Here is a 25,217-nt window from a genome sequence, read left to right on the forward strand (position 1 = left end):
ACACCAGTGGCACCTGGCACATCGCACCGGCCAGTACATGACCGGAGGGCTGTCCGGCCTGACGGCCGGACAGCCCTCACCAAGATCTTCATCAGCCTTCTAGCTCCGCACCGCCGACGCGATCAGCTGGTCGATCAGGGCGATCAGCAGGTCCCGGCACGACTCCCGGTCCCGGGCGTCGCACAGCAGCACCCGCACGTGCTCCGGCACCGCGAGCGCCTCACGGATGTCCTCGGGCGGGTACGGGTGTTCGCCGTGGAAGCCGTTGACTCCGACGACGAAGGGAATGCCCCGGCGCTCGAAGAAGTCGATCGCGGCGAAGCTGGACTCAGGTCTGCGCACGTCGACCAGGACCACGGCACCGAGCGCGCCGAGGGCCAGGTCGTTCCACATGAACCAGAACCGCTGCTGCCCCGGCGTGCCGAACAGGTACAGCACCAGTTCCCGGCTGATGGTGATCCGGCCGAAGTCCAGGGCCACGGTGGTGGCCCGCTTCTCCTCGATGCCGTCCAGGTCGTCGATGCCCAGACCGGCCATGGTCAGGGGTTCCTCGGTGCGCAGCGGGACGATCTCGCTGACCGACCCGACCAGGGTGGTCTTGCCGACGCCGAAGCCCCCGGCGATGAGGATCTTGACCGTTTCGGGTGCCGAAGACGTGTCGGTGGCAAGGTCAGAGCCGGCCAAGGCCGTCCCTCACTTTCTGCAGCAGGTCCAGGTCCGGAGTGGTGCGGGAAACGAGGCGCGGCGGGCGGACGGTGATCCGGCCCGCCTCCAGCAGGTCGCAGAGCAGGATGACGACCACGCTCACCGGCAGGTCGAGCCGGGCGGCCAGCTCCGCCACGGCGACCGGCTCGGCGCACAGCCGCAGGATCCGGGTGTGCTCGGGCTGGCACCGGGCCGCCGGGGCGGGCGGCGGATCGATCGCCGTGACCGTCGAGATGAGCGTGAAGTCGGCGCGGCTGGGCCGGGTCCGGCCGCCGGTCAGAGCGAACGGCCGGACGAGCCGGCCCGCCGCATCACCTGCGCCCACCTCACAGGCCTGGATCGAGAACGGGTCCGGCCACGCCCCGCGGTGCCGCGCTGAGGTGCTCACCGATCTTCTTCACCAGCATGTTCATCTGGTACGCCACCACACCGACGTCCGCGCCCGGCCCGGTCAGCACGACCAGATGCGCACCGGGACCGGCGGAGGTCAGGATCAGATAGCTGTTGGCCATCTCGATGAGGGCCTGGCGCACCGGGCCGCCGCGGAAGTCCATGCTGACGCCCTTGCTGAGGCTCATCAGCCCGGAGGCGGTCGCCGCGAGCCGCTCGGCGTCGTCGCGCAGGAATCCGGTGGACTTGCTGACCACCAGACCGTCCTCGGAGAGCACCACGGCCTGGTTCACGTCGGCGACGCGCTCCACGAGTCCGGTCAGCAGCTGGTCGAGCTGGGTGTGCGTGGCGGGGATGGGGCGTGTCATTGCGGTGTCCTTCGTCAGCGGTCGGCGGGCGGAGTCGAGAGGGCGGGACCGGCGGCGGCCTGCCGGGGTATCGCGGCCGCCTCCTCGTCCCGCGGCGGCCCGGGGTCGTCGTCACGGGCCCGGAGCGTGCCGCGCTGGAAGCCGGCCAGGGAGGACGCGGCGGCTTCCGCGGTGAAGTCGTCGAGGGAGTCGTCGACACCGGCGGGCGCGGCCTCTTCGCGCAACTCCTCCACCAGGCTGGTCTGCGGCACCCGGCGGGGGAGCGGAGCGAGACCGTCCCGGCGGGAGATGACCTCGCGCCCGGCGGCCGGGGCGGCGGAGGCGGTGCGAGCCGTGACGAGGGGCCGGGGCTCGCGGGCGGATCCGGCGGCACGCTCCGTACTCCGCGCCGCCTCGGCGCGCCGGGGCACCTCACTCTGCTCGGCGTCCGCCGAACCCCGCCCGTCCGCCGAACCCCGCCCGTCCACCGTCACCGGACCGTCCTCGGGGGCGCCGCCGTCCGTCGCGCCGCCGCCCGCGCCTCTCGGGCCGACCGCGACCGCGAGGCCGTTCACGCCGGTCCCGTCCTCGGTGGTCCGCGTCCGCGGCGCCGCACCGCCCGCCGTCTCCCGCACCACGATCTCGTGCGGTATCAGCACGATCGCCGTGGTCCCGCCGTACGGCGACGAGCGCAGGGTGACGGCGATGCCGTGCCGGTGGGCCAGCTGGGCGATCACGAACATGCCGAGGCGCAGGTCGTCGGCGAGCGCCACCACGTCGAACTGCGGCGGCACCGCCAGCTGTTCGTTGAAGGACGTGTAGTCCTCCTCCGACATGCCGAGGCCGCGGTCCTCGACCTCGACGGCCAGGCCCTTGGCCACCATCCCGGCCCGAACCGTGACGGGGCTCGGGGCGGGGGAGTACGCGGTCGCGTTGTCGATGAGCTCGGCCAGCAGATGGATGACGTCGGCGACCGCGGGCGGCGCGACGTACACCTCCTCCTCGGTGAGCACCTCCACCCGCTGGTACTCGGCCACCTCCCCGACCGCGCTGCGCAGGATGTCCATCAGCGCGACCGGCTCGGCCCAGCTGCGGCCGGGGCGTTCGCCGCTGACGATGACGAGGTTCTCCTCGTAGCGGCGCAACTGGCTGGCCGTGGAGTCCAGTTCGTACAGGCCCTTGAGGATGTCGGGGTCGGTGTGCTCGCGCTCCAGCGTGTCGAGCTTGCTCAGCTGGAGATTGACCAGGTTCTGGCTCTGCCGCGCTATGCCCAGGATGATCTTCTGGAAGCCGCGGCGGGTGTCGGCGAGTTCGACCGCGGTGTGCACGGCCGTGCGCTGGGCGGTGTTGAACGCCCGTGCCACCTGGCCGAGTTCGTCGTGGCCGTAGTCCAGCTCGGTCGTCGCCGACTCCGGGTCGACCGTCTCGCCCCGTTCCAGCTGCGCGACCACATCGGGCAGCCGCTCCTGCGCGAGGCTGACGGCGGCCCGGCGCAGGCCGCGCAGCCGCCGGGACAGCGAGCGGGTGATCCGCCACGACATGCCGACGCACAGCAGCAGCGCGAGCAGCCCTCCGGCGCTCAGCAGTGCCGCCTTGAGCAGCAGGGCGTCCGCCTTGTCGGCACTGCGCTCCAGCAGGCCCGCCGTCTGTTGCCGGATGAGGGCCGCGTACTGATCGGACAGCTCGTCCATGGCGGCGCTCCACCGCTTCTGCGCGTCCGGCAGGGCGATCCGGTCGGCGGTGGCGGCGCTGTTGCGCGACGCCAGCACCTCGTTCTCGACGGACTGCAGCGTCTGCCACTCCGGGCTCGCCAGGATCTGCTCGGTCTGCGCCTTCGCGCCGCCCGTCAGCTGCGGCAGGACCTGGTCCTGGACCAGCCAGCGCCGGGTGTTCACCAGTTCCGTGAACTGCGTCCACGTCTCGTCGTCCAGATGCCCGGCGGGCCAGGCCAGGGTCAGCTGCGCGTCCTCCCGGGACACCAGCTCCGCCGCGTGCTCGAGACCGATCAGCGGGCCGGCCTGCGAGGTGAGGTCGCCGTCGTCGACCTGGGACAGTTCCTGGAAGGCGTGGATCTGGTCGTCGATGATCGAGGAGTACTGGTCCAGCGCCTGCTGCGCGGTGATGTCGGTCGGGTCGTCCACCTGGTCCCGGTAGTACTCCAGGCTGCCCACCGAGCCCAGCACCGAGTACAGCCGGTCGGATATGCGGGAGGGCGCCTTCTCGATCGCGTCCGCCTGCCCGACCAGCTTGGCCACCGCCTTGTCGGTCTCCTCGCGCTGCGCGTCGAGGGCGGCCCGTGACCCCTTCGGGGAGGCCAGCCAGGCGGCCGACAGACTGCGCTCCCGCTGCAGCGCGAGCGTCGCGTCGGTGCCCATGGCGCCGGTCGACCGGCTGAGCTCCGTCTGGTCGCGCAGCCTGAGGCCCTCCGAGAACATCTGGATCGTCGTCACGCCCCACATGGCGGCGAGGGTGACGCTGGGCACGAGGGCCAGGAGCACCAGGGAGAGGCGTATGGAACCGAGGCGGCGCCGGGCACCTGTCCGTCGAGGCATCGTCGTCCTAGGGCGATCAGCGGGGGTGGGGATCGGGGAGGCGGAGAAGCGGGGGGTCCGGGGGCGGGCGCGGGGGCGGTGCCGTCCCGGGCACGGCACATGGGATGCGCAGGATGTTATCCGTACAAGTGGACATGTGGGCCGGGCCTGACCGAAACTTTGGCGACACCCTCACGGGAAGTATCCGGTCACCGGGTCCCGGCGGCGGCGAACCGTGCCACGGCGGACACGTTCGACCTGGTCACGAAGGCGGGACCGGTGAGCACCGGTGCCGTCCCGCCGCCGCTGACGTTGCCGTTGGTCCGGTACAGCCACAGGGCGTCCACCGCGAGGTAGCCCTGCAGATACGGCTGTTGATCCACGGCGAACTGCACCTCACCGCTCTGGACCGCCTCGACCAGGTCCTTGTTCAGGTCGAAGGTGGCGACCTTGGCCCTGCTGCCGGACTGCCGCACGGCCTTGACGGCACTGAGCCCGTACTGGGCGCCGAGGGTGACGACCTCGTCGATGCTCGAGTCCTGCCGCAGCCGGGAGGCGATCGTGGCGGTCACCGCGTTCATGTCGCTGCCGTCCACGTACAGGTTGTCGGTGTCGCCGCCGAACGTCTTGCGCACACCGGCGCAGCGGGCCTCCAGGGCGACGTTGCCCCGCTCGTGCACCACGCACAGGGCGTGCTTGGCCTTGAGGTCGTCCAGCTTGTCGCCGACGGCCCGGCCCGCGACGGACTCGTCCTGGCCGAAGTACTCCAGGAGCCCGGTCGGCCGCCAGGCGTCGATGCCGGAGTTGAGCCCGACGACGGGTATGCCGGCCGCCTTGGCCTGGGCGACCGGGCCGCGCATCGCCGCCGGCTTGGCCAGGGTCACCGCGATGCCGTCGGCTTTGGCGCGGACCGCGTCCCGCACCAGATCGGCCTGCGCGGCCGGGTCCGCGTCGCCGACGTACGTCAGATCGACGCCGTCCTTGGCGGCAGCCGCCTCGGCGCCCCTGCGCACCAGGTCCCAGAAGGCGTCGCCCTTGCCGCCGTGCGTCACCAGGGTGATCTTCATGCCGCCGGATCCGCCCGCCGCGTCCCCGTCCGCCCCGTCGTCGGCCGCGCCGAGGAAGGAGCAGCCGGACACCAGCAGACACAGGACGGACGCCAGTGCCGCGACACGGGTGCGTCTCGCGGAGGCGTGCGGCGGGGGAGGAGTGTTCATGGGGGCGGACCTCGCTGTGCGGCCGAGCAAGAGCAGGGTGAGAGTGCAGGCGGGGCCGCAGGATGTGCACCGACTGGATCACTCTCGCTGGCCCGGAGCCAACCGTGTGTGACCACTGATCGTCAAGTGAGCGGCCACGTGCCGTGAGTTGATGCCGCCGCATCGTGATGATCTGTCCGACGGGTCGAACGATGGCGTACGGGGATGCTCTCACCTCGGCTTTCCGTACCGTCCCTGCGGTTCGGAGCCGCGTACGCCGGCGCCGGTGCCGACGTGTCCCCGCCTCGGCGACGAGGGTGCGCACGGCCCGGTGCACCGGACGTGCTCGCCGATGCAGCCGCGGCGCCCGGGAGCGGCCCCGGCCCGCCACGCCCGTGGACACGCTCTAGGGCTGCCCCACCGGCGTCGGGGGCGCTGCCTTCGCCGCCCGGGCCTCCTTGCGGCGCTGCCTGCGGCCGACGCGGGGTTCCTGGTCCGGCAGCCAGCCGAAGGCGAGGCAGCTGCCGGCCACGCCCAGGAGCATGCCGACGAAGAAGCCGCCCAGGTTGGAGGTCAGCCAGGTACCCAGGGAGACCAGTACCCCGATGACGGAGTAGAACAGGCGCTGGGCGGGGTTGAAGAGGATCAGTACGCCGCACAGCAGCATCACGGCCGGGAGGAGATAGCCGGCCAGGCCCTGCATGCCGACGTGCAGGATGACGTCCAGCGACGCCTTCAGGGTGAGCAGGACCTCCGCCCCGCCCAGGGCGAGCAGCAGCCCGCCCCAGAACGGACGGCCGGCCCGCCACTGCCTGAAGGCGGGCCGGACTCCCTCGCGCGGACCGCGCGGCATCAGCAACCCGACCCGCTGAAGCCCAGCTTCAGACCCGGCAGCTTGAACACACCGGCTGTCGTGGCGTAGTTGGTCTGCCGCAGATTGGCGATGTGCACTGTGTCGGACTGCTGGCTGAACACGCCCTTCGGTCCACGGCCCTTGGGCCCGGCCTTGTTGAGCGTGCTGGCGTCGTTGCCGATCTCGATGTTGTTGAACGCGGCGTCGCCGGACAGCTCGGTGGAGTCGGTCGTCAGATCGCTGGCGGTGACCTTCTGCGCGCCTTCACCCGCCCTGATGATCAGGTTCGTGCCGCCCAGGTCCACGCTCTGGCACAGCTTGGTGAGCGTCGCGTTCTTGATCACGGACGTGACGACCAGCACCTGACCGCCGGTGTCGCCCGCGTTGGGGCTGCCCTCGGCCATCTCGTCCAGGCCGCCGAACTGTGCGAAGCCGGTGCCGTTCAGCTCGGTCGCGGTGACCGTGAAGGGCATGCCGGAGATGGCGAACTGCACGCCCAGCGCCCCTTCGGCGGTGAGGACCGCGAGCCCTGCGGCGGCCAGGGCGGCCGGCACCGCCATCACGGCGGCCCGTCGTGCCCGGACCCGCCCGCGCCGCGCGGGGGCGTCGCTGACGTCCGGGGCGGCGGCGCCGTCCGGTCTTTCGGGGGTGTGCCCGGCGGAGGAGGTCATGTCTGCTCCAGGTGCATGTGGGTGCGGATCGGACTTCGGTGGCACGTTGCCCTGGCGCGGACACCGACCGCGTACGCACGTCTCCCGCAACTCCCGGCGGTTGCAAGGGCTTTCTCGTTACGCCGCAGTAGCCGTCGAGGAAGTTACCGGGGGTTACATGAGGGGTCAAGGGAAGTGTGAACAAAGAGTGGCGATTGTGCGCCGCAGGTGAGCCGCCGGTTTCCAGAAAGGCTCAACTCGCGCACAACTCCCTTGCGACGCCTTGACGTTGACGGACGCGCGGGTCTACAACTCTCCTCGTCCCACCGGATCCGTGGCGCCGGATCCCGCCACGCGGCACGTCCGCGTGTCCCGGACCCGCTCGTCCGCGTCAGGGCATCTCGTCGCCCGGTGCGTCCGCACGGGCTTTCCTCCGCCCGAGTCCCCGCCACAGCACGGCCGCTCTTCCTGGAACCGTGCCACCAGCCACCACCCGCCCGGCCCGGCCGGAGGTCCCTTCCCGTGTGGACCTCCGGCCGGTGACCGGCCTTTTACCGCCGCCGTCGCCGCCCTGGGCCTCGCCGCCCCCGCCTCCGCGGCCGACACTCCCGTCCTGACCACCGCCGACGGCGCGGCCGTCGCGGTCGGCGACGTCCTCGACGCGTCCCTGGCGAGCGGCACCGCCGCCACCTTCTACTCCAGCGCGACCGGCACCAGCGGCATCTCCTGCACCAAGTCGGCGTTCTCCGCCGCCGTCACCGACAACCCGGCCGCCCCCGGCACCGCCACCGAGTCCCTGACCTCGCACAGCTTCGACACCAGCGGCTGCACCGCCAATGTCGTCGGGGTGCTCGGCGTCAGCGGCATCACGGTCGACAACCTGCCCTACACCACCAGCGTCTCCTCCGGCGGCACCGTCTCCGTGACTCCGGCCGCGGGCTCCGCCGTCCAGTCCACGGTCAAGCTGCGCACCCTGCTCGGCACCATCACCTGCGTCTATCAGGCCCCCGGCCTGACCGGCACGGCGAGCAACGCCGACAACAGCATCTCCTTCACCAACCAGCAGTTCACCAAGGTGTCCGGCTCGTCGCTGTGCTTCAGCAACGCCTTCTTCACCGCCAAGTACGCCCCGGTGACCAAGGGCGGCGTCGCCGTCGTCGTCAACTAGACGCCGACAGCGGTAGTTCAGCGTCGCCGTAGCCGTACGGCCAGGGCGGCGCCGCCGGTGAGCAGCAGCACCGCCGCGGCGCCGCCCGCCAGCATGGGCGCGGACGGTCCGGGGGCCGTCCCGGAGGTGGTGGCCAGCGGTGTGTGGTCGCCCTGAGGCTGCGGGCCGGGGGAGTGCGCGGCGGTGCTCGCCGCCGGCGCCTCCTTCTCCGGCGCCCGCTTCCGCTCGGGCGCCGGCTTCTCCGGCTCCTGCGTCTCCTGTTCCGTCCTCTCCCGCGTCTTCCGCGGCACCTTCTTCGTCTCCGGGAACACCACGTCCGAGCACGAGTAGTAGGTGTCCGGCGTACTGCTGTTCTGCCAGACCGTGTACAGCACATGCCGCCCGGTGCGGTCGGACGGCAGCGTGGCCCGGATGCGGTACGCGCCGTCCGTCAGGGCCGGGTCCGTCACCTCGGCGAACGGCTTCTCGGGCAGATCGGACCAGGACAGCGGCCCGGCCGGGTCGTAGCCGGGCTTCGTCAGATACATCCGGAAGGTGCCGGTGTGCGGGATGGTCGAGACGTACCGCATCGTCAGCGTCGCGCCGGGCGTCATCCGGGTCGACGGCCAGTCGGCACGGGCGAGATCGAGGCCCCGGTAGGCGGGCAGGCCCCCGCTGCACAGCTTCCCGTCCGGTACGACCCGGCGGTCCCGGCCGTTCACGTTCGGCACCCGCAGGTTGTCCCACGCCGTGAAGGGCGCGCCGTTCGCGGCGACGGCCGCACGGCACGCGGCCGTACCCGCGCGGGCACCGCCCTCCGGGGAACAGGCCACCACCCGGCTCACCGGGTCCGTCGGCGCTCCGTGCGCCCGGGCGGGCGCCGCCGTCCCCAGCGGCAGCAGCAGCGGGGTCACGAGGGTGGCCGCGAGTGCGGCGCGGTGTGCGGTCGTGCGAGGCATCCGTCTGCTTCTCCTCGGCCCGGGCGGCGACGTTCGGTAGTGCAGTACGGGAAATCGGCCCGACGCGTTCATCGCGCCACGACCTGCGTCAAAAGGGGCCATTGGGCGCCCAACTACCCACCGCCGGAACGCCATAGAGGGTGTGACGGCAGCCGGATCGAGGGTTTCCCCCGTATCCCGGTGACCTTCCCTTTGCCTATCGTTCGAGCACTGCTGACCCACAGGTAACCCCGAACGGTCCGCTTCCGCCTCACGCCTGGCCGGCCATCGCGTCGCTCTTCGCTTTTCGAACCACCCCCCCTCCGCTTCGAGGACGAAGCGACCCCACCGCCTTGCTCCGCCCTGCCCGGAGTCCGGCCACGAAAGGCAACGACCGTGCGTATCTCCCCAGAGCTCAGACGGAAGCTGATATCCGTCGCCGTCGTCTCCACCGCCCTGCTGACCGCAGCCCCCGCCTCGGTCGCCGTCGCCCAGGAGTCCGCCACCGTCCCGGCCGCCGTCCCGGCCGCTCAGACCGAGGCCGCCCCCGGCACCCCGGCCGAGCGCCTCATCGTCGGCTACAAGTCCGGCGCCTCCGAGGCCAAGTCGAACAAGGCCGCGGCCGCCGACGCCGCGTCCAAGGCCGAGAAGACCGGCGAGGAGATCGACTTCCAGCGCCGCCTCGGCACCGGCGCCGCCCTCGTCGAGCTGGGCACCGACCCCAGCCGCGCCTCCGTCGCCGATGTCGTCGCCCAGTACCGGGCCGACCCGCAGGTCGCCTACGTCGTCCCGGACCGTCTGAACAAGCCGACGGCGGTCACCCCGAACGACACCGAGTACAGCAAGCAGTGGGACCTGTTCGAGTCCACCGCGGGCATGAACGTCCCGGCCGCCTGGGACACCACCACCGGCACCGGCGTCACCGTCGCCGTCATCGACACCGGTTACGTCGCCCACTCGGACCTGGCCGCGAACATCGTCGGCGGTTACGACTTCATCTCCGACACCGCCGTCTCCGTCGACGGCAACGGCCGTGACAGCAACCCGGCCGACCCGGGCGACTGGTACAACGACAACGAGTGCGGCCAGGGCATCCCGGCCTCCACCTCCTCCTGGCACGGCACCCACGTGGCCGGCACCATCGCCGCCGCCACCAACAACGGCAAGGGTGTCGCCGGTGTCGCCTACGGCGCCAAGATCTCCCCGGTCCGCGTGCTGGGCAAGTGCGGCGGCTACGACTCCGACATCATCGACGCCATCACCTGGGCGTCCGGGGGCAGCGTCTCGGGTGTGCCCGCCAACACCAACGTCGCCAAGGTCATCAACATGAGCCTCGGCGGGGGCGGCGCCTGCTCCACCGCCACCCAGAGCGCCATCACCGGCGCCGTGAACCGCGGCACCTCGGTCGTCGTCGCGGCCGGCAACGAGAACCAGAATGTCTCCAACGCCTCCCCGGCGAACTGCAACAACGTGATCACGGTCGCCGCGACCAACCGCGCGGGCAGCCGTGCCTCCTACTCCAACTACGGCTCGCTCGTCGACATCGCCGCCCCCGGCGGCGAGACCAGGACCTCCAAGGCCAACGGCATCCTGTCCACGCTGAACTCGGGCACGAAGACGCCGTCGAGCGAGAACTACGACTACTACCAGGGCACCAGCATGGCCACCCCGCACGTCGCGGGCCTCGCCGCCCTGATGAAGTCGGCCAACGCCGCCCTCACCCCGGCGCAGATCGAGTCGGCCATCAAGGCCAACGCCCGTGCCCTGCCGGGCACCTGCTCCGGCGGCTGCGGCGCGGGCCTCGCGGACGCCGCCAAGACGGTCCAGGCCGTCAAGGGCGGTACGTCCACCGGCACGACGTTCTCCAGCACCACCGCCGTCGCCATCCCGGACAACGGCGCCGCGATCGAGTCCCCGATCAGCGTCACCGGCCGCAGCGGCAACGCTCCCTCGGCCCTCCAGGTCGGCGTCGACATCACCCACACCTACCGTGGCGACCTCGTCATCGACCTGGTCGCGCCGGACGGTTCGGCGTACCGCCTGAAGGCCGCCGCGTCGGACTCCGCGGACAACGTGAACACCACCTACACGGTGAACGCCTCCAGCGAGGTCGCCAACGGCACCTGGAAGCTGCGCGTCCAGGACACCGCCGCCCAGGACACGGGCACCCTCAACGGCTGGAAGCTGACCTTCTGATCCTCCTTCGGGAACTCTGAACGAGGCAGGCCGCGAAGCGGGCGGGCCGGCCGGTGCGGATGGGGCACCGGCCGGCCCGCCTTTACGTCTGGCCCCGCAGCCCCCACAATTAGATACCGAACGCGCTGTTTTCTTTCACCAGTTGCGCTTGTTTTGCCGGATGTGCACCCGCACTCCGGCACACTGGTGTGATGAGCGCCGTCTCAGGGTGAGTTATCGTGTACGCGGGGTAAAAACAAACGGCATGACCCGTTCATTTCCGTCCCGGGAGAGTTCAGCCGATGGCGAGGCAGTTGCGAGCCGAGCAGACCCGCTCGACGATCATCACGGCCGCCGCTGACCTGTTCGACCGTCGCGGCTACGAATCGACCAGTCTCAGCGACATCGTGGAGCACGCCCACGTCACCAAGGGCGCCCTGTACTTCCACTTCGCGGCGAAGGAGGATCTCGCCCACGCGATCCTCGAACTCCAGTCGCACACCGCCCGCCGGCTGGCGAGGGACACCGACAAGCGCGGCCACACCTCCCTCGAGGCGCTGATGCGCCTCACGTTCGGCATCACCCGCATGTCCGTCGAGGACCCGGTGCTGCGGGCCGGCCTGCGGCTCGCCACCGGCGGGATCCGGCCCCGGCCGCCCCTGAGCCACCCCTTCACCGAGTGGCTGGACATCGTCACGGCCCGGCTGGTCGGCGCGGTCAAGGAGTCCGACGTCCAGCCGGACATCGACATCGACGTCGTGGCGCACTCGCTGGTCTGCTTCTTCGTCGGCACCCGCGTCGTGGGCCGCTCCCGCGAGCCGGTCGCGCGCCAGCCCCGCCGGACGGCCGAGATGTGGAACATACTCATCCGCGGCCTGGTCCCGGTGACCCGCCGGGCCCGCTACCTGAGCCTGGCGGCGCGCCTGGAGCGGGAGATCGCACCGGTGTGAGCGGGCGCCGGACGGATCGGCCCGTGCGAAGGGCACGCGCGTTACGGTGAGGCCCATGCCCGACACCCCCTCCGCACCCCTGCTCCTCGGCAACCAGCCGGGCTCCTTCCCCCACAGCGTGCTGGCCGAGCGGCACCCCGCGATCATCAAGCAGGTCCGCGAGGCCTTCCCGTACGAACCAGGGCAGCACCGCGCCCTCGACGAACTGCTGGCCAACTGCACCAAGGGTGAGATCGAACCCCTCCCCGCCGACGCGCACGACCGGGACCACTGGGAGACCTGGGGGCTGGGCGAGTACACCGGCCGCTCCTGGTTCGACGTGCCGTGGCTCTGGTCCGAGAGCTGGTTCTACCGCAGCCTGCTCCAGGCCGTCGGCTACTTCGGCACCGGCCCGTGGCAGGGCATCGACCCCTTCCGCCCCTTCAAACTCGCCGAACTCGACTCCGGCGAGACCGACGAGGAACTCGCCGCACTCGACGACCTCGCCGGCCGCCCCGCCGCCGAGCAGGCCCAGGCGCTGCTGCACGGCTCCCTGTGGGGCAACCGCGCCGACCTCGGCTTCCGCCTCTCCGCCGCAGGCGCGCGGGACGCGGACGCCGCGCCCGGCCTGGTGGCCGACGACAGCGACCGGCTCTGGTCGCTGCTCGACACCACGGCCCCGGGAGCCGGCACGCTGTGCCTGGTCGCCGACAACGCGGGCCGCGAACTCGTCCCCGATCTCCTCCTCGTCGCCCACCTCCTGCAGAGCGGCCGCATCGGACGGGCGGTCCTGCACGTCAAGCCCTACCCCTACTACGTCTCCGACGCCACCACCGCCGACGTCGTCGACGCCCTGCGCCGGCTGACCGGCGCAGGGGGAGCGGCCGCCGCGTACGGGCGACAGCTGTGGGCCGCCCTGGCCGAGGGCCGGCTCACCCTGCGCGCCCACCCCTTCTCCGGCGCCCCGCTGCCGTACGCGGAGATGCCCGGCGGCCTGCGCGCCGACTTCGCCGCGGCCACGCTCACGATCGTCAAGGGCGACCTCAACTACCGCCGCCTGGTGGGGGATCGACTCTGGGCCCCGACCACGCCCTTCGCGGACGTCACCGCATACTTCCCCGGCCCGGTCGCCGCCCTGCGCACCCTGAAGTCCGACGTGATCACCGGCCTCGACGCGCGCACCGAGGCCGCCCTGGTCGCGGCGGAGGACCAGCGCTGGCGCACCAGCGGCACACATGCGCTGATCCAGGTGCGGGACAACCGGTAACGGGCCCGGGACGAAACACGGTTGAGGGAGGAACGCCACAAGGGCCGGGCAGAATTCCCGCATTCGCTCCTGATTCACGCGATGGTGTGATCATGTCCTGCCCGGCGGATGCCGCCACGGGGCACCGGGTAGGGCCCGGCCATGACGCAGCCGTTCGAACTCCCGCACTTCTACATGCCGCACCCCGCGCGGCTGAACCCCCATCTCGACCAGGCCCGCGCCCACTCGGCCGAGTGGGCGCGGGAGATGGGCATGCTGGAGGGATCCGGCGTCTGGGAGCAGGCCGACCTCGACGCACACGACTACGGCCTGCTCTGCGCCTACACCCACCCCGACTGCGACGCCCCCGCCCTCTCCCTGATCACCGACTGGTACGTGTGGGTCTTCTTCTTCGACGACCACTTCCTGGAGATGTACAAGCGCAGCCAGGACCGCGCCGCCGGCAAGGCCCACCTGGACCGGCTGCCCCTGTTCATGCCGCTGGACCTCTCGACTCCCGTGCCCGAGCCGCGGAATCCGGTCGAGGCGGGCCTCGCCGACCTGTGGACGCGTACGGTGCCGAAGATGTCCGAGGAGTGGCGCCGCCGCTTCGCCGTGGCCACCGAGCACCTCCTCAACGAGTCGATGTGGGAGCTGTCCAACATCAACGAGGGGCGGATCGCCAACCCCGTCGAGTACATCGAGATGCGCCGCAAGGTCGGCGGCGCCCCCTGGTCGGCGGGGCTCGTGGAGTACGCGACCGCCGAAGTACCCGCTTCCGTCGCCGGGTCCAGGCCGCTGAGGGTGCTGATGGAGACGTTCTCCGACGCCGTGCACCTGCGCAACGACCTGTTCTCCTACCAGCGCGAGGTCGAGGACGAGGGCGAGAACAGCAACGGCGTGCTCGTCCTGGAGACCTTCTTCGGCTGCACCACCCAGGAGGCCGCCGACACCGTCAACGACGTCCTCACCTCCCGCCTCCACCAGTTCGAGCACACGGCGTTCACCGAAGTGCCCGCAGTGGCTCTGGAGAAGGGGCTCGGGCCGGACGAGGTCGCGGCCGTGGCGGCGTACACGAAGGGGCTGCAGGACTGGCAGTCCGGCGGCCACGAATGGCATCTGCGCTCCAGCCGCTACATGAACGAGAACGCCGCGCGCGGCGGCAGCCCGTGGCCGGGGATCTCCGGCACCGGGATCTCCGGCATCGGCACCTCCGCCGCCGACGTCCGCGCCCTGCTCGCGACGGCCGGGGCGGAGCGGCTGCGCTCCTACACGCACGTGCCGTACCAGAAGGTCGGGCCGTCGCGGATCCCCGACATCCGCATGCCGTTCCCGCTGGAGCTCAGCCCGCACCTGGACCACGCCCGCCGGAGCCTGCGCGACTGGGTGGAGCGCATGGGCATCCTCACCGAGGGCGTCTGGGACGAGGACAAGCTCCGCGCCTACGACCTCCCCCTCTGCTCCGCCGGCCTCGACCCGGACGCCACGCCCGAGGCCCTCGCCCTCAGCGCGCAGTGGCTCGCCTGGGGGACCTACGGCGACGACTACTACCCGCTGGTCTACGGCCACCGCCGCGACCTCGCCGCCGCCCGGCTGACCACGGCCCGCCTGTCCGCCTGCATGCCGATCGCCGGTGAGGAGCCGCCGCTCCCGGGCAACGCCATGGAGCGCAGCCTGCTCGACCTGTGGGTGCGCACGACCGCCGAGATGACGCCCGAGGCGCGGCGCACGCTCAAGGACGCCATCGACGTCATGACCGAGAGCTGGGTGTGGGAGCTGTCCAACCAGCTCCAGAACCGCGTCCCCGACCCGGTCGACTACCTGGAGATGCGCCGGGCGACCTTCGGCTCCGACCTCACGCTGAGCCTGTGCCGGATGGGACACGGCCCTGCCGTCCCGCCCGAGGTCTACCGCAGCGGCCCGGTCCGCTCCCTGGAGAACGCCGCGATGGACTTCGCGTGCCTCGTCAACGACGTCTTCTCGTACCAGAAGGAGATCGAGTTCGAGGGCGAGATCCACAACGCGATCCTCGTCGTGCAGTCCTTCTTCGGCTGCGACTACCCGACCGGGCTCGGCATCGTGCACGACCTGATGAGCCAGCGCATGCGCCAGTTCGAGCACGTCGTCGAGCACGAACTGCCCATCCTGTACGACGACTTCCGGCTCACCAGAGAGGCGCGCGCGGCGATGGCGACGTACGTGGCGGACCTGCGGAACTGGCTGTCCGGCATCCTCAACTGGCATCGCGAGGTGGACCGCTACAAGGACGAGTGGCTGTCCCGCCGTGCCCACGGCTTCCTCCCGGACCGGCCGCCGGCCGTGCCCGTGCCCGCTCTTCGCTGAAGCGGCGGTCTCCGGCCGACCGGCTCGCAACGGGACATGCTCCCGCGGCCCGTACCACACCCGGCACCGGGTGCGGTACGGGCCGTGCCCGCGTTCGGGCCGCCCCCCCGACGGCCGTCTCGCCCCGGTCAGTCTCACTCGTTCGTGGGTCGTCGGCCGCCGATGTACCGGGTAGAGCACCTGCCGTGATCGTTCCGGGATCCGCCGGAAGCGATCGGCACCATCCGGAGGCGAGCCATGGAACACACCGCGCTGCGACCCAAGCCGATGCCGGGTCAGGAGCCCGACGGGGCCGCGCCGGCGACGGGGCCCGGCCCGTCACGGTCCCGCCCGCATGCCGCCCGGCGACGGGGGCGGCGGCTGCTCAACGTGGTGCTCGCCGGGTTCGCCGGCGCGGTCCTGGTGCTGTCCGGGATCGGACTCGGGGTGATGGGCACCACGGTGCTCGGCAAGGGCGGCCGCCTCGACCTCCGGGAATGGCACACGCCGTCGCTCCCCGGCGCCTCGCCCGCCGTCGCTCCCTCCGTACCCGCCGTCGCCACGCTCGGCGTGCAGGTGATGGACGCCCGCAAGCCGGGGGCCGTGGTCGTGGGGCTGCACGTGCCCGGGCCGGCCCAGGCCGCCGGGCTGGTGCGCGGCGACGTCGTCCTCGCCTTCGGCGCGACCCGGATCGACACGGCGGCCGATCTGGTCCGGGCCGTGGCGCGCGCCCGCCCGGGCTCCGAGGTCAGACTGACGGTCCGCCACCGCAGCGGCGGCTACGAGCAGCTGACTCTCGTCCCGGCCGTCGCCGCCTGAGGCACGCCCTCACGGCACGACCCGGAAGTGGCTCGTGAGCCGTCCCGAGTCGTCCAGGACATGGAACGCGAGCCCGGGCGGCGCCTCCCGGTCCGCGATCTGCTCGCCCTCCCAGGGCAGCCGCAGCGTCCACGTCACCCCGGGCCCGACGACCAGTGGCCGTCCCGCGAACGAGGTGGCGGCGGGGGTGTGGGCGTGGCCGGTGATCAGCCCGGCGATCTCGGGCCGGCGGGCCAGCAGGCCGGCCAGCCGGCCGGGGTGCCGCAGCGGGCAGGAGTCGGGCAGGGGGTGGTGCAGTACCACCGGCGGGTGGTGGAAGGCGAGCAGGGCCGGAAGGCCGCCGTCGAGTTCGTCGAGCGTCGCCTCGATCCAGTCGTACGTCTCCTGGTCCAGCTCCCCGTCGTCGCTGCCCGGAACGCTGGAGTCGCACATCAGCACCGCGCCGTCGTCGAAGACCTGCACGCTGTTGACGGGCCCCTCGTCCCCGGGCCGGCCGAGCAGCGCCTTGCGGTAGGGCGTACGGCTGTCGTGGTTGCCCGGGCAGGTCAGTACCGGGAACGGGGCGTCACCGGCGTTCAGCCCCAGGATGCGGGCGGCCTCCTCGTACTCCGGCTCCGTGCCGTGGTCCGCGATGTCCCCCGTCACCAGCAGCGCGTCCACGTGGCCCGGCAACTCCCACAACCGGTCGCGCACCCGCTCGGCGCGCTCCGTCGCCCGCGCGCTTCCGTCCAGATGCAGATCGCTGATGTGCGCGAGAACCAGCACCGTCGTACGCCCCCTCGACCGAACATTAATGGAAGAGCCGCATCTAAGCATTAGTGCTAACGCTTGGGCAATCCTCTTCCGTTAAGCGTGTTGTCGGGGTGAATGCCCGCAGACGGCTCGCGCCGCCCCCTCCGGCCGGGCAGGATGCTGCCCGTAGCCCCTTCGTCCGCCCTGGGAGGCCCGGATGACCGGAAGCACGGCCGCGTCCTTCACCGCCGACGACTACCGGGCCCGCATGGAGCGCGCCGCGCGGGCGGCCGCCGAGGCCTCTCTCGCGGGCCTGCTGGTGGCCCCGGGACCGGACCTGGTGTGGCTCACCGGCTACACACCCCCGGCGGTCACCGAGCGGCTCACCCTGCTGGTTCTCGCCGCCGGGCAGGACCCCGTCCTCGTCGTCCCCGCCCTGGAGGCCCCGGACGCGCACCGGGCGGCCGGCGCGGCCGCCCTGACCCTGCGCGACTGGGCCGACGGCAAGGACCCCTACGCCGCCACCGCCGCCCTCCTTGGTGCATCCGGCCGGTTCGGCATCAGCGACAACGCCTGGGCCCTGCACCTGCTGGCCCTCCAGCAGGCCCTGCCCGGCAGCTCCTACGCATCGCTCACCGCGGCCCTGCCGATGCTGCGCGCCGTCAAGGACGCGGCCGAGCTGGACCTCATGGCGGCCGCCGGTGCCGCCGCCGACGCGACGTTCGAGGAGATCCGGAACGTCCCCTTCGCCGGACGCCGGGAGTCCGAGGTGGCCGCGGACCTCGACCGGCTGCTGCGCTTGCACGGACACGAGCAGGTCGACTTCACCATCGTCGCCTCGGGCCCGAACGGAGCCAACCCGCACCACGAGGCGGGCGATCGCGTCATCGCCCGGGGCGACATGGTCGTGCTCGACTTCGGAGGCCTGCGGGACGGCTACGGCTCCGACACCTCCCGCACGGTCCACGTCGGTGAACCCACCGACGAGGAGCGCCGCGTGCACGCGATCGTGCGAGAGGCCCAGGAGGCCGGCTTCCGCGCGGTGCGGCCCGGGGCCGCCTGCCAGGACGTGGACCGGGCCGCCCGCCGGGTCATCGCCGACGCCGGCTACGGCGAGTACTTCATCCACCGCACCGGACACGGCATCGGCGTCACCACCCACGAGCCGCCCTACATGATCGAGGGCGAGGAACAGCCCCTCGTGCCCGGCATGTGCTTCTCCGTGGAACCCGGCATCTACCTGCCCGGCCGGTTCGGGGTCCGCATCGAGGACATCGTGACCGTCACCGAGGACGGCGGACGGCGCCTGAACACCACCACGCGCGAGCTGGTCATAGTGGAGTGAGGCCCCGATGTCCCCAGCCCGCCTCCCGAACGGCAACGGCGCGACCATGACCCAGGCACCCACACCCACCGCGGACACCGTCCGCCGGCTGGTCCTGTCCGTCCTCAAGGACGCCAGGGACGGCAAGGACGGCCGGGGCGGCCGGGGCGGCAAGGAGACCGGGCAGGGCGGCCCCGAGGTCCGGCCCGCCACCCGGGGCGCGGAACCCGTCACCTGGTGGGTCGGCACCCGCCACGTGCTGCGCCTCGCCCCCGACCGCGAGGCCACCCTGCGCCAGCGCCGCGAACTGCGCCTGCGCGACCTCGTCCGCCCGCACGTCCCGGTGGCGGTGCCCGCCAGCGTCGCGCACGGCGAGTGGGCACCCGGCCTGAGCTACACACTGGACCTCAAGGTGCCCGGCGGCTCGGGGGAGGAGCACGATGTGTCCGCGGTCGGCGAGGCCGACCTCGCCGGGCTCCTCACGGGCCTGCGCGAGGTGCCGGTACGGCAGGCCGAGACGTTCGGCGTGCCGCGCGCCGCGCCGCGCTCCCTGGAGGCGCTGCGCCGGTCCGCCGTACGCGCCGCCGAACGCCTCGCCCGAGCCGACGAGTTCGACGCCGCCCGGCTGCACCAGCTGACCCCGCCCGCCGCGTCCCAGCTCGCCGCCCAGCCCGGTTCGGCGGTCCTCACCCACCACGCCCTCACGGGCGGCCATCTCGTGGTCAGCGCCGACGGCCGGGTACGCGGCGTGCTCGGCTGGGCCGGCGCGGTCGTCGGCGACCCGGCCGAGGACATCGCGGGCCTCGCGCTCGCCGTCGGCTCACCCGCCGCGGTACGCGCCGCCACCCTCGCCGGCTACGGCGCCCGCCCCTGCCTGCGCGGCCTGTGGCTCGCCCGCTGCGACACCGTCGTCCACCTCGCCGAGGCCCTCACCGGCAAGGACGCCACCCTGCCGCGGACCCGGCTGCGCCGCGCCTGGGAACCGATCCTGCTGGAACGGGTGACGGACCTGGGGGACGCGGACGACGCCCTGTAGCGGGCCTGGCGGCGCCGTAGCGGGCCGGGTGGCGCCGTCCCGTACGGCTGTCCGCCGCTCGTGAAGCGCACCGCCGTGGCCGTGTCCCTGCCGGTCGCCGGCGCCCTCGGTGCCCGGCCGGCCGCTCCGGCACCGCGGCGCCCTCCACAGCCCGCGCGCACGACGCCCCCGGCCGCCGGCAGACCCCGGCGGATCGACCCGGCCGGCGCTCACTCCTGCAGCAGCACCACGGCCGACTCCCCGGGCAGCCGCACCACGCCGTCCGCCCCGGGCTTCTCCACCGGCTCCCACGCGGCCAGTACGCGCGCGTGGGGCACGCCGAGCGGCAGCGCGGCCGACTCGGCGGCCAGGTTCACCGCCACCAGCACGTCCCCGCGCCGGAAGGCGATCCAGCGCCGCTCCTCGTCGTGGGCCACCTTGGTGTCGGCGAGGTCCGGGTCGGTCAGATCCGGCTGCCCGTTGCGCAGGGCGAGGAGCTGCCGGTACCAGGCCAGCACACGCGCGTGGGGCTCGCGTTCCGGCTCGGACCAGTCGAGGCAGGAGCGGTCCCGGGTCGCCGGGTCCTGCGGGTCGGGCACGTCCTCCTCCTTCCAGCCGTGCGCGGCGAACTCCCGCCGCCTGCCCCGCCGTACGGCGTCCGCCAGCTCCGGGTCGGTGTGGTCGGTGAAGAACTGCCAGGGCGTGCCCGCGGCCCACTCCTCGCCCATGAAGAGCATCGGCGTGAAGGGCGCCGTCAGGATCAGCGTGGCCGCGCACGCCAGCAGCCCGGGGGAGAGCAGGGCCGAAAGCCGGTCCCCCTGGGCGCGGTTGCCGACCTGGTCGTGGGTCTGGCCGTAGCCGAGCAGCCGGTGCCCGGCCACGCGCGTACGGTCCAGGGGGCGCCCGTGGTGCCGCTCCCGGAAGCTCGAGTACGAGCCGTCGTGGAAGTAGCCGCCCGTCAGCGTCTTGGCGAGCCCGCCCAGACGAGCGCGCGCGAAGTCGGCGTAGTAGCCCTGCGACTCGCCGGTCAGTGTGGTGTGCAGGGCGTGATGGAAGTCGTCGTTCCACTGCGCGTGCAGCCCGAGGCCGCCCTCGGCGCGGGAGGTGATGAGCCGCGGGTCGTTCAAATCCGACTCGGCGACCAGGAACAGCGGCCGGTCCGTCTCGGCGGCCAGCGCGTCCACGGCCGTCGACAGCTCCTCCAGGAAGTGGAACGCGCGGGTGTCCACCAGCGCGTGCACCGCGTCCAGGCGCAGCCCGTCGATCCGGTAGTCGCGCAGCCACGCCAGCGCGCTGCCGATCAGGAACGCGCGCACCTCGTCCGAGCCGGGCGCGTCCAGGTTGACCGCGGCGCCCCAGGGGGTGTGGTGGGTGTCCGTGAGGTACGGCCCGAAGACGGGCAGGTAGTTGCCGGACGGGCCGAAGTGGTTGTGCACCACGTCGAGGACCACGCCCAGCCCGAGTGCGTGGGCCCGGTCGACGAAGCGTTTCAGCGCCTCGGGCCCGCCGTACGGCTCGTGCACCGCCCACAGCGAGACACCCTCGTAGCCCCAGCCGTGCGTGCCCGGGAAGGGGCACAGCGGCATCAGCTGCACGTGCGAGACGCCCAGTTCGGCGAGATGGCCGAGCCGCTCGGCGGCCGCGTCCAGGGTGCCCTCGCGCGTGTACGTCCCCACGTGCAGCTCGTACAGCACCGCGCCGGGCAGCGGCCGTCCCCGCCACTGCGCGCGCCACGCGTACCGCTTGTGATCGACGACCGCGCTCAGCCCGTCCGGGCCGTCCGGCTGCCGCCGGGAGCGCGGATCGGGCAGCACGGGCCCGTCGTCCAGCGCGAAGCCGTACCGGGACCCGTCGCGCGCCTCCGCCTCGCCCCGCCACCACCCCGCCCGTTCCGGATCGCGTTCCAGCGCGCGGGTGACGTCGTCGCACCGGAGCGTCACACGGCCGGCCTGTGGTGCCCACACCTCGAACTGCACGGACGGTTCCCCTTCGTCTGCTCACCGTGATGTAGCCCGTCCTATGGTGCGCCAAACGAGATCAATCCGCCGGTGCATCCACCCATTTGCGGCGGGTCTCACCGGGTACGCGCGCGTGGCGCCCGGTTTCCCGTTTTCTGGACAGCCCGGCCGCGCTGCCCGACAATCACCAGCGTGACGTCGTCCTTCGAGTTCAACACGTTCCCCGCGCGGCTCTCCGACGCGGAGCGCGACCGGGTGCTGAAGGTGCTCCGTGACGGCGCCGCCATGGGCCGCCTGTCCCACGACACGTTCGTCCGCCGCATGGAGCTGGCGCTCGCCGCCCGCCGCCCCGACGAACTCGCCGTGCTCACCGCCGACCTGCGCGCGGAGGGCCGGTTCTCGCGCCTGGTGTTCGGCACCGTCGAGGCCGTCTCCGGATTCACCGTACGGCTGCGCAGGGCCTGGCAGGCCGAGCGGCTGCCCAAGCTGCAGCTGCCCCACCCGTCGCACGCCCATCCGCTGCGCATAGGCCGCGACCCCGCCAGCGGACTGCGCCTCAACCACGAGACCGTCTCCCGCGTGCACGCCGAACTCCGTCACCAGGGCGGCATGTGGGTTCTGCGCGACCTCGGTTCCACCAACGGCACGACGGTGAACGGACGGCGCGTCGTCGGCGCGGCCGTCGTCCGCGAGGGCGACCAGGTGGGTTTCGGCCGGATGGCGTTCCGCCTGTCGGCCGGCTGACCGGAAACGGAGCCACGCCTCAGCCCTGGCCTGGGGATTACCGAACGTCGGCCCCGCGTGCGTGGCTGAAATCCTGTTGCGGTCCGCGGTGTTGACGTACCCCTGAAGTCGTGACTGACTGTGCGTACGCCATCTACACCTGGTGAACCGACGGCACCGCATGGGGGAGGTGTGCCCTGCCGCCCCTCCTGCGCTACCCGACCGTCGACGAACTGGGCTCCCGGGCCGCCGCCCTCGTCGCCCGCCACCCCCGTGACGCCCGGCTGCGCCGGGTCGGCACGTCCCGCGCGGGCAGCCCCATGTGGCTGCTCTCCGTCGGCCACGGCAGCCGCCAGGCCCTGGTCGTCGCCGGCCCCCACGCCAACGAACCGGTGGGCGGCGCCACCGTGCTGCGCCTGGCCGAGCGGGCCCTGGCCGACCCGCGGCTCACCCACGGCGCCGACGCCACCTGGAACCTGCTGCTGTGCCTCGACCCGGACGGGTCGCGCCGCAACGAGGGCTGGCTGCCCGGCCCCTACACGCTCGGCCGGTACGTCCGGAACTTCTTCCGGCCCGGTTTCCTGGAGCAGCCCGAGTGGCTGCCCGACGGCGCGGCCGGCGCCGCCCTGCCGGAGACCCGCGCCCTGCTCGACCTCCAGGACGAACTGCGCCCGTTCCTCCAGTGCTCCCTGCACGGCGTCGACATCGGCGGCGGCTTCGTCGAGCTCACCCACGACCTGCCGGGCTTCGCCCAGCGCCTCGCCCACATCGCCGCCCGGCTCGGCATCCCCCGCGAACTCGGCGCGTACGACGCCCTGTACTGGCCCGGCCTCGGCCCCGCCGTCTACCGGATCCCACCGCCGCGCCGGGCCGACCTGGCCGCCGCCATAACAGAGGCCGCCGTCGAGTCCACGTGGTTCCACCCGTACCGGCACGGCACCGTGACCGCGGTCGTCGAGGCGCCCATGTGGGGCGTGACGGCCGTGGCGGACGGCTCCCCGCCCGCGGACCGGGACGCCGTGCTCAGGGCCGTCAGCCGCACCCTGCGCCACGACACGGGCCTCCTGCGGCAGCTGCTGGCCCGGATCCGGCCGCACCTCGCCACCGTGCCCGACGCGGCCCGCCTGCTCGCCCCGGTCGACGACTACCTCCTGGTCTGCCCCGGCCTCGCCGACGCCTGGGACCCCGACACCGGCGACAGCCCGGCCCACCCCCTCCCGCCCCTGAGCACCGCCCACCTGGTCGCCCTGCGCATCTCGGGGCGCCGGCTCGCGCTGCGCACGGCGGGACTGCTGCACCAGCTCGTACGGGCCGCCGGGCGCGACCCGGCCGGGGCGCTGCCGGAGCTGGACCGGCTGATCGACCAGTGGTGCGCCGACTACCGCGACGGCTGCCGGGCGCGCTGGATCCCGGTGGCCCGCCAGGCCGAGTACCAGGCCCGGGTGGTGCTCGCCGCGTTCGAACTGGCCGGGCGGCACGCGCGCCCGCCGGCACAGTCCGGCGACCCGGGACGGGGGCCCGGGGCGGCCGTGCCGTAGCGGCCGCGGGCGCTACTGCGTCTCCTCGCGCGCGTGCAGCGCCGCCGCGACCACCGTGCGGGACTGGTGCTCGACCTGGTTCTCCAAGGGCACCCAGCGGGCGCGGAAGCGTTCCGCGAAGGCGTCGCTCCAGGTCGAGACGAGCTCCTCGAGCCGCTTCGCCGCCTCGTCGTCGGTCCCGCGCAGCACCCGCAGCAGCATGGCCGCCGCCCGCAACGGCACCCGCCGCGCGAACGCGTCCACGCTGCCGACGTACGCCCGGGTGCGGTCGGCCGGCGGGGTGTGGAGCAGGTCGGAGGCCAGACCCGGCACCAGCTCCAGCCCCCACCGGGCGGCCCGCAGCAGCGGCCCGTCCAGGTCCGCCAGCCGGGGCAGCGCGCCGTCGAGCACCCGCGTCACCTCCAGCGCGTCCCGCTGCAGCCGCCGCGCCAGCCGCCCGATCGCCGCTGCCGGAGCGGGATGCGGAACCGGGTCGTCGACCAGGTCGCTCGCCCACATGGGCACCTCGACCACCGCGGTCAGCCCGCCGTAGCGATGGGCGTGGTACCAGGTGCTGTGCCGTGCGTCGTCCGGCAGGCTCGGGTACGCCGGCCCGACCTCCGGCGCGGGCATCACGTGCACGCCCGGCCCGGACGCGGGCCAGCCCGCGGCGTCCGACGCGCCGGTCTCCACCGGGATGTGCAGCTCGGCCGCGGACTTCGCGAACGGCTCGGCGAGCCCTGGCACGTCCCTCGTCAACTGCACCCAGCTGCCGCCCAGATCCGTGCCGTGCAAGGTCACCTGGAGGTAGGGGCGCAGCTCGTCGATGACGCCGGTCAGGGCCCGGGTCTCCGGCGGCAGCCGGTCGGGCGGCAGCACGGACGGCGCCCACTCGGGCTGCTCCGGGCCCGCGGGCCGGAAGAAGCCGAGGTGGTAGTCGAAGAGGCTGCGCGGCGCGGGCGTCACGTGCAGGCTCGCTCCGTCGGGGTCCGCGCACAGCAGGAAGTGCCAGGAGATGCCGTCGCGCAACTCCCGCTGCTCCAGGACCCGCCGGGCCACTGCCAGCAGGGTGCAGGAGCCGGTCGGCTCGTTGGCGTGGGCGCCGGCGACCACCAGTACGGCGCGGCGGGCCCGGCCCACGGACAGCAGGTGCAGGGGCCTGCCCGCGCGCGAGGCACCCACCTGCCGCAGGGTGCACGCGCCGGGGCGCTGAGCGGTCAACGCCCGGGCAGCACAGACCTGTTCGGTCACCGTCGGGTAGCGCAGCTCCGGCAGGACACTCACCCCCGTCACATCCGCCCGAGTTCGCCATCGCAGTACCCCACGGCCATGGTGCGGTGTCAAGGGCGCCACAGGGGAGGCTCCAGGGGGCGCCCGGAAGCACCGGCCACCGGCTACTGCCGGTGCAGTCCCCGCCCCGCCAAGGTGAGGAACGCCTCGCCGACCGCCTCGGATGGCCGCGGCCGGTGTCGGCGTCTGCGCCGCGCCCGCCCACCTCGTGCGCGACGCGGTCGGCGGGGGCTGCGTCGTCCTCACCCCCGCCCCGGCCTGGAGGCGCACCCTGACGGTCTTCTCGCGCCTGCCGCCGGCCGGTGCGGCGGCGAGGTTCGTGGACCTGCTGCGGACGGCCTGGCCGCGCCCGCGAGCCCCGCTGCCCGCCTACGAGGACTGCCCCGAGGACGGCTCCGCGGTCGCCTGAA

22 protein-coding genes are annotated in these 25,217 nt (G+C 73.0%); 11 read left to right on the plus strand and 11 right to left on the minus strand.

Features of this window, described 5'->3' with window-relative positions:
* Positions 1-99: 99 nt before the first annotated feature.
* From IO24_RS0109265 to IO24_RS0109295, 7 genes are all read right to left on the minus strand, one after another.
* Positions 100-684, minus strand: a complete 585-nt coding sequence (locus tag IO24_RS0109265; protein WP_031133837.1) for a GTP-binding protein — start codon at positions 682-684, stop codon at positions 100-102.
* The gene (locus tag IO24_RS0109270; RefSeq protein ID WP_031133840.1) at positions 671-1,030 is read right to left on the minus strand and encodes a DUF742 domain-containing protein; all 360 of its coding nucleotides are present in this window, start codon (positions 1,028-1,030) and stop codon (positions 671-673) included. Before IO24_RS0109270 ends, IO24_RS0109265 begins: the two co-directional genes overlap by 14 nt.
* A gap of 1 nt (position 1,031) precedes the next feature.
* Positions 1,032-1,463, minus strand: a complete 432-nt coding sequence (locus IO24_RS0109275; protein ID WP_031133842.1) for a roadblock/LC7 domain-containing protein — start codon at positions 1,461-1,463, stop codon at positions 1,032-1,034.
* A gap of 14 nt (positions 1,464-1,477) precedes the next feature.
* Positions 1,478-3,994: a sensor histidine kinase gene (locus IO24_RS0109280; protein ID WP_031133845.1), complete on the minus strand. Its 2,517-nt coding sequence runs from the start codon at positions 3,992-3,994 to the stop codon at positions 1,478-1,480.
* Positions 3,995-4,182: 188 nt separating this feature from the next.
* Complete coding sequence (locus tag IO24_RS0109285; protein ID WP_031133847.1) at positions 4,183-5,190, minus strand: sugar ABC transporter substrate-binding protein; 1,008 nt, start codon at positions 5,188-5,190, stop codon at positions 4,183-4,185.
* 385 nt (positions 5,191-5,575) lie between these two features.
* A complete protein-coding gene (locus IO24_RS0109290; protein ID WP_031133849.1) occupies positions 5,576-6,022 on the minus strand; it encodes a DUF6114 domain-containing protein in 447 nt (148 codons plus the stop codon).
* The gene (locus IO24_RS0109295; protein ID WP_031133851.1) at positions 6,022-6,693 is read right to left on the minus strand and encodes a DUF6230 family protein; all 672 of its coding nucleotides are present in this window, start codon (positions 6,691-6,693) and stop codon (positions 6,022-6,024) included. The genes IO24_RS0109290 and IO24_RS0109295 overlap by 1 nt, the downstream gene beginning before the upstream one ends.
* Positions 6,694-7,243: 550 nt before the next feature.
* Between IO24_RS0109295 and IO24_RS0109300 the strand changes: the two genes are divergently transcribed.
* Positions 7,244-7,840 (plus strand): hypothetical protein, encoded by a 597-nt coding sequence (locus IO24_RS0109300; RefSeq protein WP_051905887.1) that lies wholly within the window; start codon positions 7,244-7,246, stop codon positions 7,838-7,840.
* Positions 7,841-7,857: 17 nt separating this feature from the next.
* Here the strand turns inward: IO24_RS0109300 and IO24_RS0109305 are convergent, their stop codons facing one another.
* Entirely contained in the window at positions 7,858-8,778 is a 921-nt protein-coding gene (locus tag IO24_RS0109305) for a lytic polysaccharide monooxygenase auxiliary activity family 9 protein (protein WP_031133855.1), read from the minus strand.
* A gap of 375 nt (positions 8,779-9,153) precedes the next feature.
* Here IO24_RS0109305 and IO24_RS0109310 point away from each other — a divergent pair, with 375 nt between their 5' ends.
* The 5 genes from IO24_RS0109310 to IO24_RS0109330 all read left to right on the plus strand — a co-directional run bounded on the left by IO24_RS0109310 (position 9,154) and on the right by IO24_RS0109330 (position 16,248).
* Complete coding sequence (locus IO24_RS0109310; protein ID WP_031133857.1) at positions 9,154-10,953, plus strand: S8 family peptidase; 1,800 nt, start codon at positions 9,154-9,156, stop codon at positions 10,951-10,953.
* 281 nt (positions 10,954-11,234) lie between these two features.
* Positions 11,235-11,882, plus strand: coding sequence for a ScbR family autoregulator-binding transcription factor (locus tag IO24_RS0109315; RefSeq protein ID WP_031133859.1), 648 nt, complete (start codon positions 11,235-11,237; stop codon positions 11,880-11,882).
* A gap of 55 nt (positions 11,883-11,937) precedes the next feature.
* Entirely contained in the window at positions 11,938-13,128 is a 1,191-nt protein-coding gene (locus IO24_RS0109320) for a damage-control phosphatase ARMT1 family protein (RefSeq protein ID WP_031133861.1), read from the plus strand.
* Positions 13,129-13,269: 141 nt separating this feature from the next.
* Complete coding sequence (gene cyc2 / locus IO24_RS0109325; RefSeq protein ID WP_031133863.1) at positions 13,270-15,450, plus strand: germacradienol/geosmin synthase Cyc2; 2,181 nt, start codon at positions 13,270-13,272, stop codon at positions 15,448-15,450.
* A 237-nt stretch (positions 15,451-15,687) separates the two neighbouring features.
* Positions 15,688-16,248, plus strand: a complete 561-nt coding sequence (locus tag IO24_RS0109330; RefSeq protein WP_031133864.1) for a PDZ domain-containing protein — start codon at positions 15,688-15,690, stop codon at positions 16,246-16,248.
* A 9-nt stretch (positions 16,249-16,257) separates the two neighbouring features.
* Here the strand turns inward: IO24_RS0109330 and IO24_RS0109335 are convergent, their stop codons facing one another.
* The gene (locus IO24_RS0109335; protein WP_031133866.1) at positions 16,258-17,013 is read right to left on the minus strand and encodes a phosphodiesterase; all 756 of its coding nucleotides are present in this window, start codon (positions 17,011-17,013) and stop codon (positions 16,258-16,260) included.
* 184 nt (positions 17,014-17,197) lie between these two features.
* Here IO24_RS0109335 and IO24_RS0109340 point away from each other — a divergent pair, with 184 nt between their 5' ends.
* Positions 17,198-18,325: an aminopeptidase P family protein gene (locus tag IO24_RS0109340; RefSeq protein ID WP_031133868.1), complete on the plus strand. Its 1,128-nt coding sequence runs from the start codon at positions 17,198-17,200 to the stop codon at positions 18,323-18,325.
* Between the two features lie 46 nt (positions 18,326-18,371).
* A complete protein-coding gene (locus IO24_RS0109345) occupies positions 18,372-19,340 on the plus strand; it encodes a phosphotransferase family protein (protein WP_031133870.1) in 969 nt (322 codons plus the stop codon).
* Between the two features lie 209 nt (positions 19,341-19,549).
* Here the strand turns inward: IO24_RS0109345 and treZ are convergent, their stop codons facing one another.
* Positions 19,550-21,295, minus strand: a complete 1,746-nt coding sequence (gene treZ / locus IO24_RS0109350) for a malto-oligosyltrehalose trehalohydrolase (RefSeq protein WP_031133872.1) — start codon at positions 21,293-21,295, stop codon at positions 19,550-19,552.
* A gap of 174 nt (positions 21,296-21,469) precedes the next feature.
* Between treZ and IO24_RS0109355 the strand changes: the two genes are divergently transcribed.
* A complete protein-coding gene (locus IO24_RS0109355) occupies positions 21,470-22,021 on the plus strand; it encodes a DUF1707 and FHA domain-containing protein (RefSeq protein ID WP_031133875.1) in 552 nt (183 codons plus the stop codon).
* A gap of 176 nt (positions 22,022-22,197) precedes the next feature.
* Positions 22,198-23,538, plus strand: coding sequence for a M14 family zinc carboxypeptidase (locus IO24_RS0109360; RefSeq protein ID WP_078899432.1), 1,341 nt, complete (start codon positions 22,198-22,200; stop codon positions 23,536-23,538).
* A 12-nt stretch (positions 23,539-23,550) separates the two neighbouring features.
* Here IO24_RS0109360 and IO24_RS0109365 read toward each other — a convergent pair whose 3' ends face one another.
* On the minus strand, positions 23,551-24,801 hold the full coding sequence (locus tag IO24_RS0109365; RefSeq protein ID WP_031133879.1) for a M14 family zinc carboxypeptidase: 1,251 nt from the start codon (positions 24,799-24,801) through the stop codon (positions 23,551-23,553).
* 169 nt (positions 24,802-24,970) lie between these two features.
* Here IO24_RS0109365 and IO24_RS0109370 point away from each other — a divergent pair, with 169 nt between their 5' ends.
* Positions 24,971-25,216, plus strand: a complete 246-nt coding sequence (locus IO24_RS0109370) for a hypothetical protein (RefSeq protein WP_031133881.1) — start codon at positions 24,971-24,973, stop codon at positions 25,214-25,216.
* Position 25,217: the final 1 nt, after the last annotated feature.

The organism is Streptomyces flavovariabilis (genome assembly GCF_000725785.1).
Lineage (GTDB): Bacteria > Actinomycetota > Actinomycetes > Streptomycetales > Streptomycetaceae > Streptomyces > Streptomyces hawaiiensis.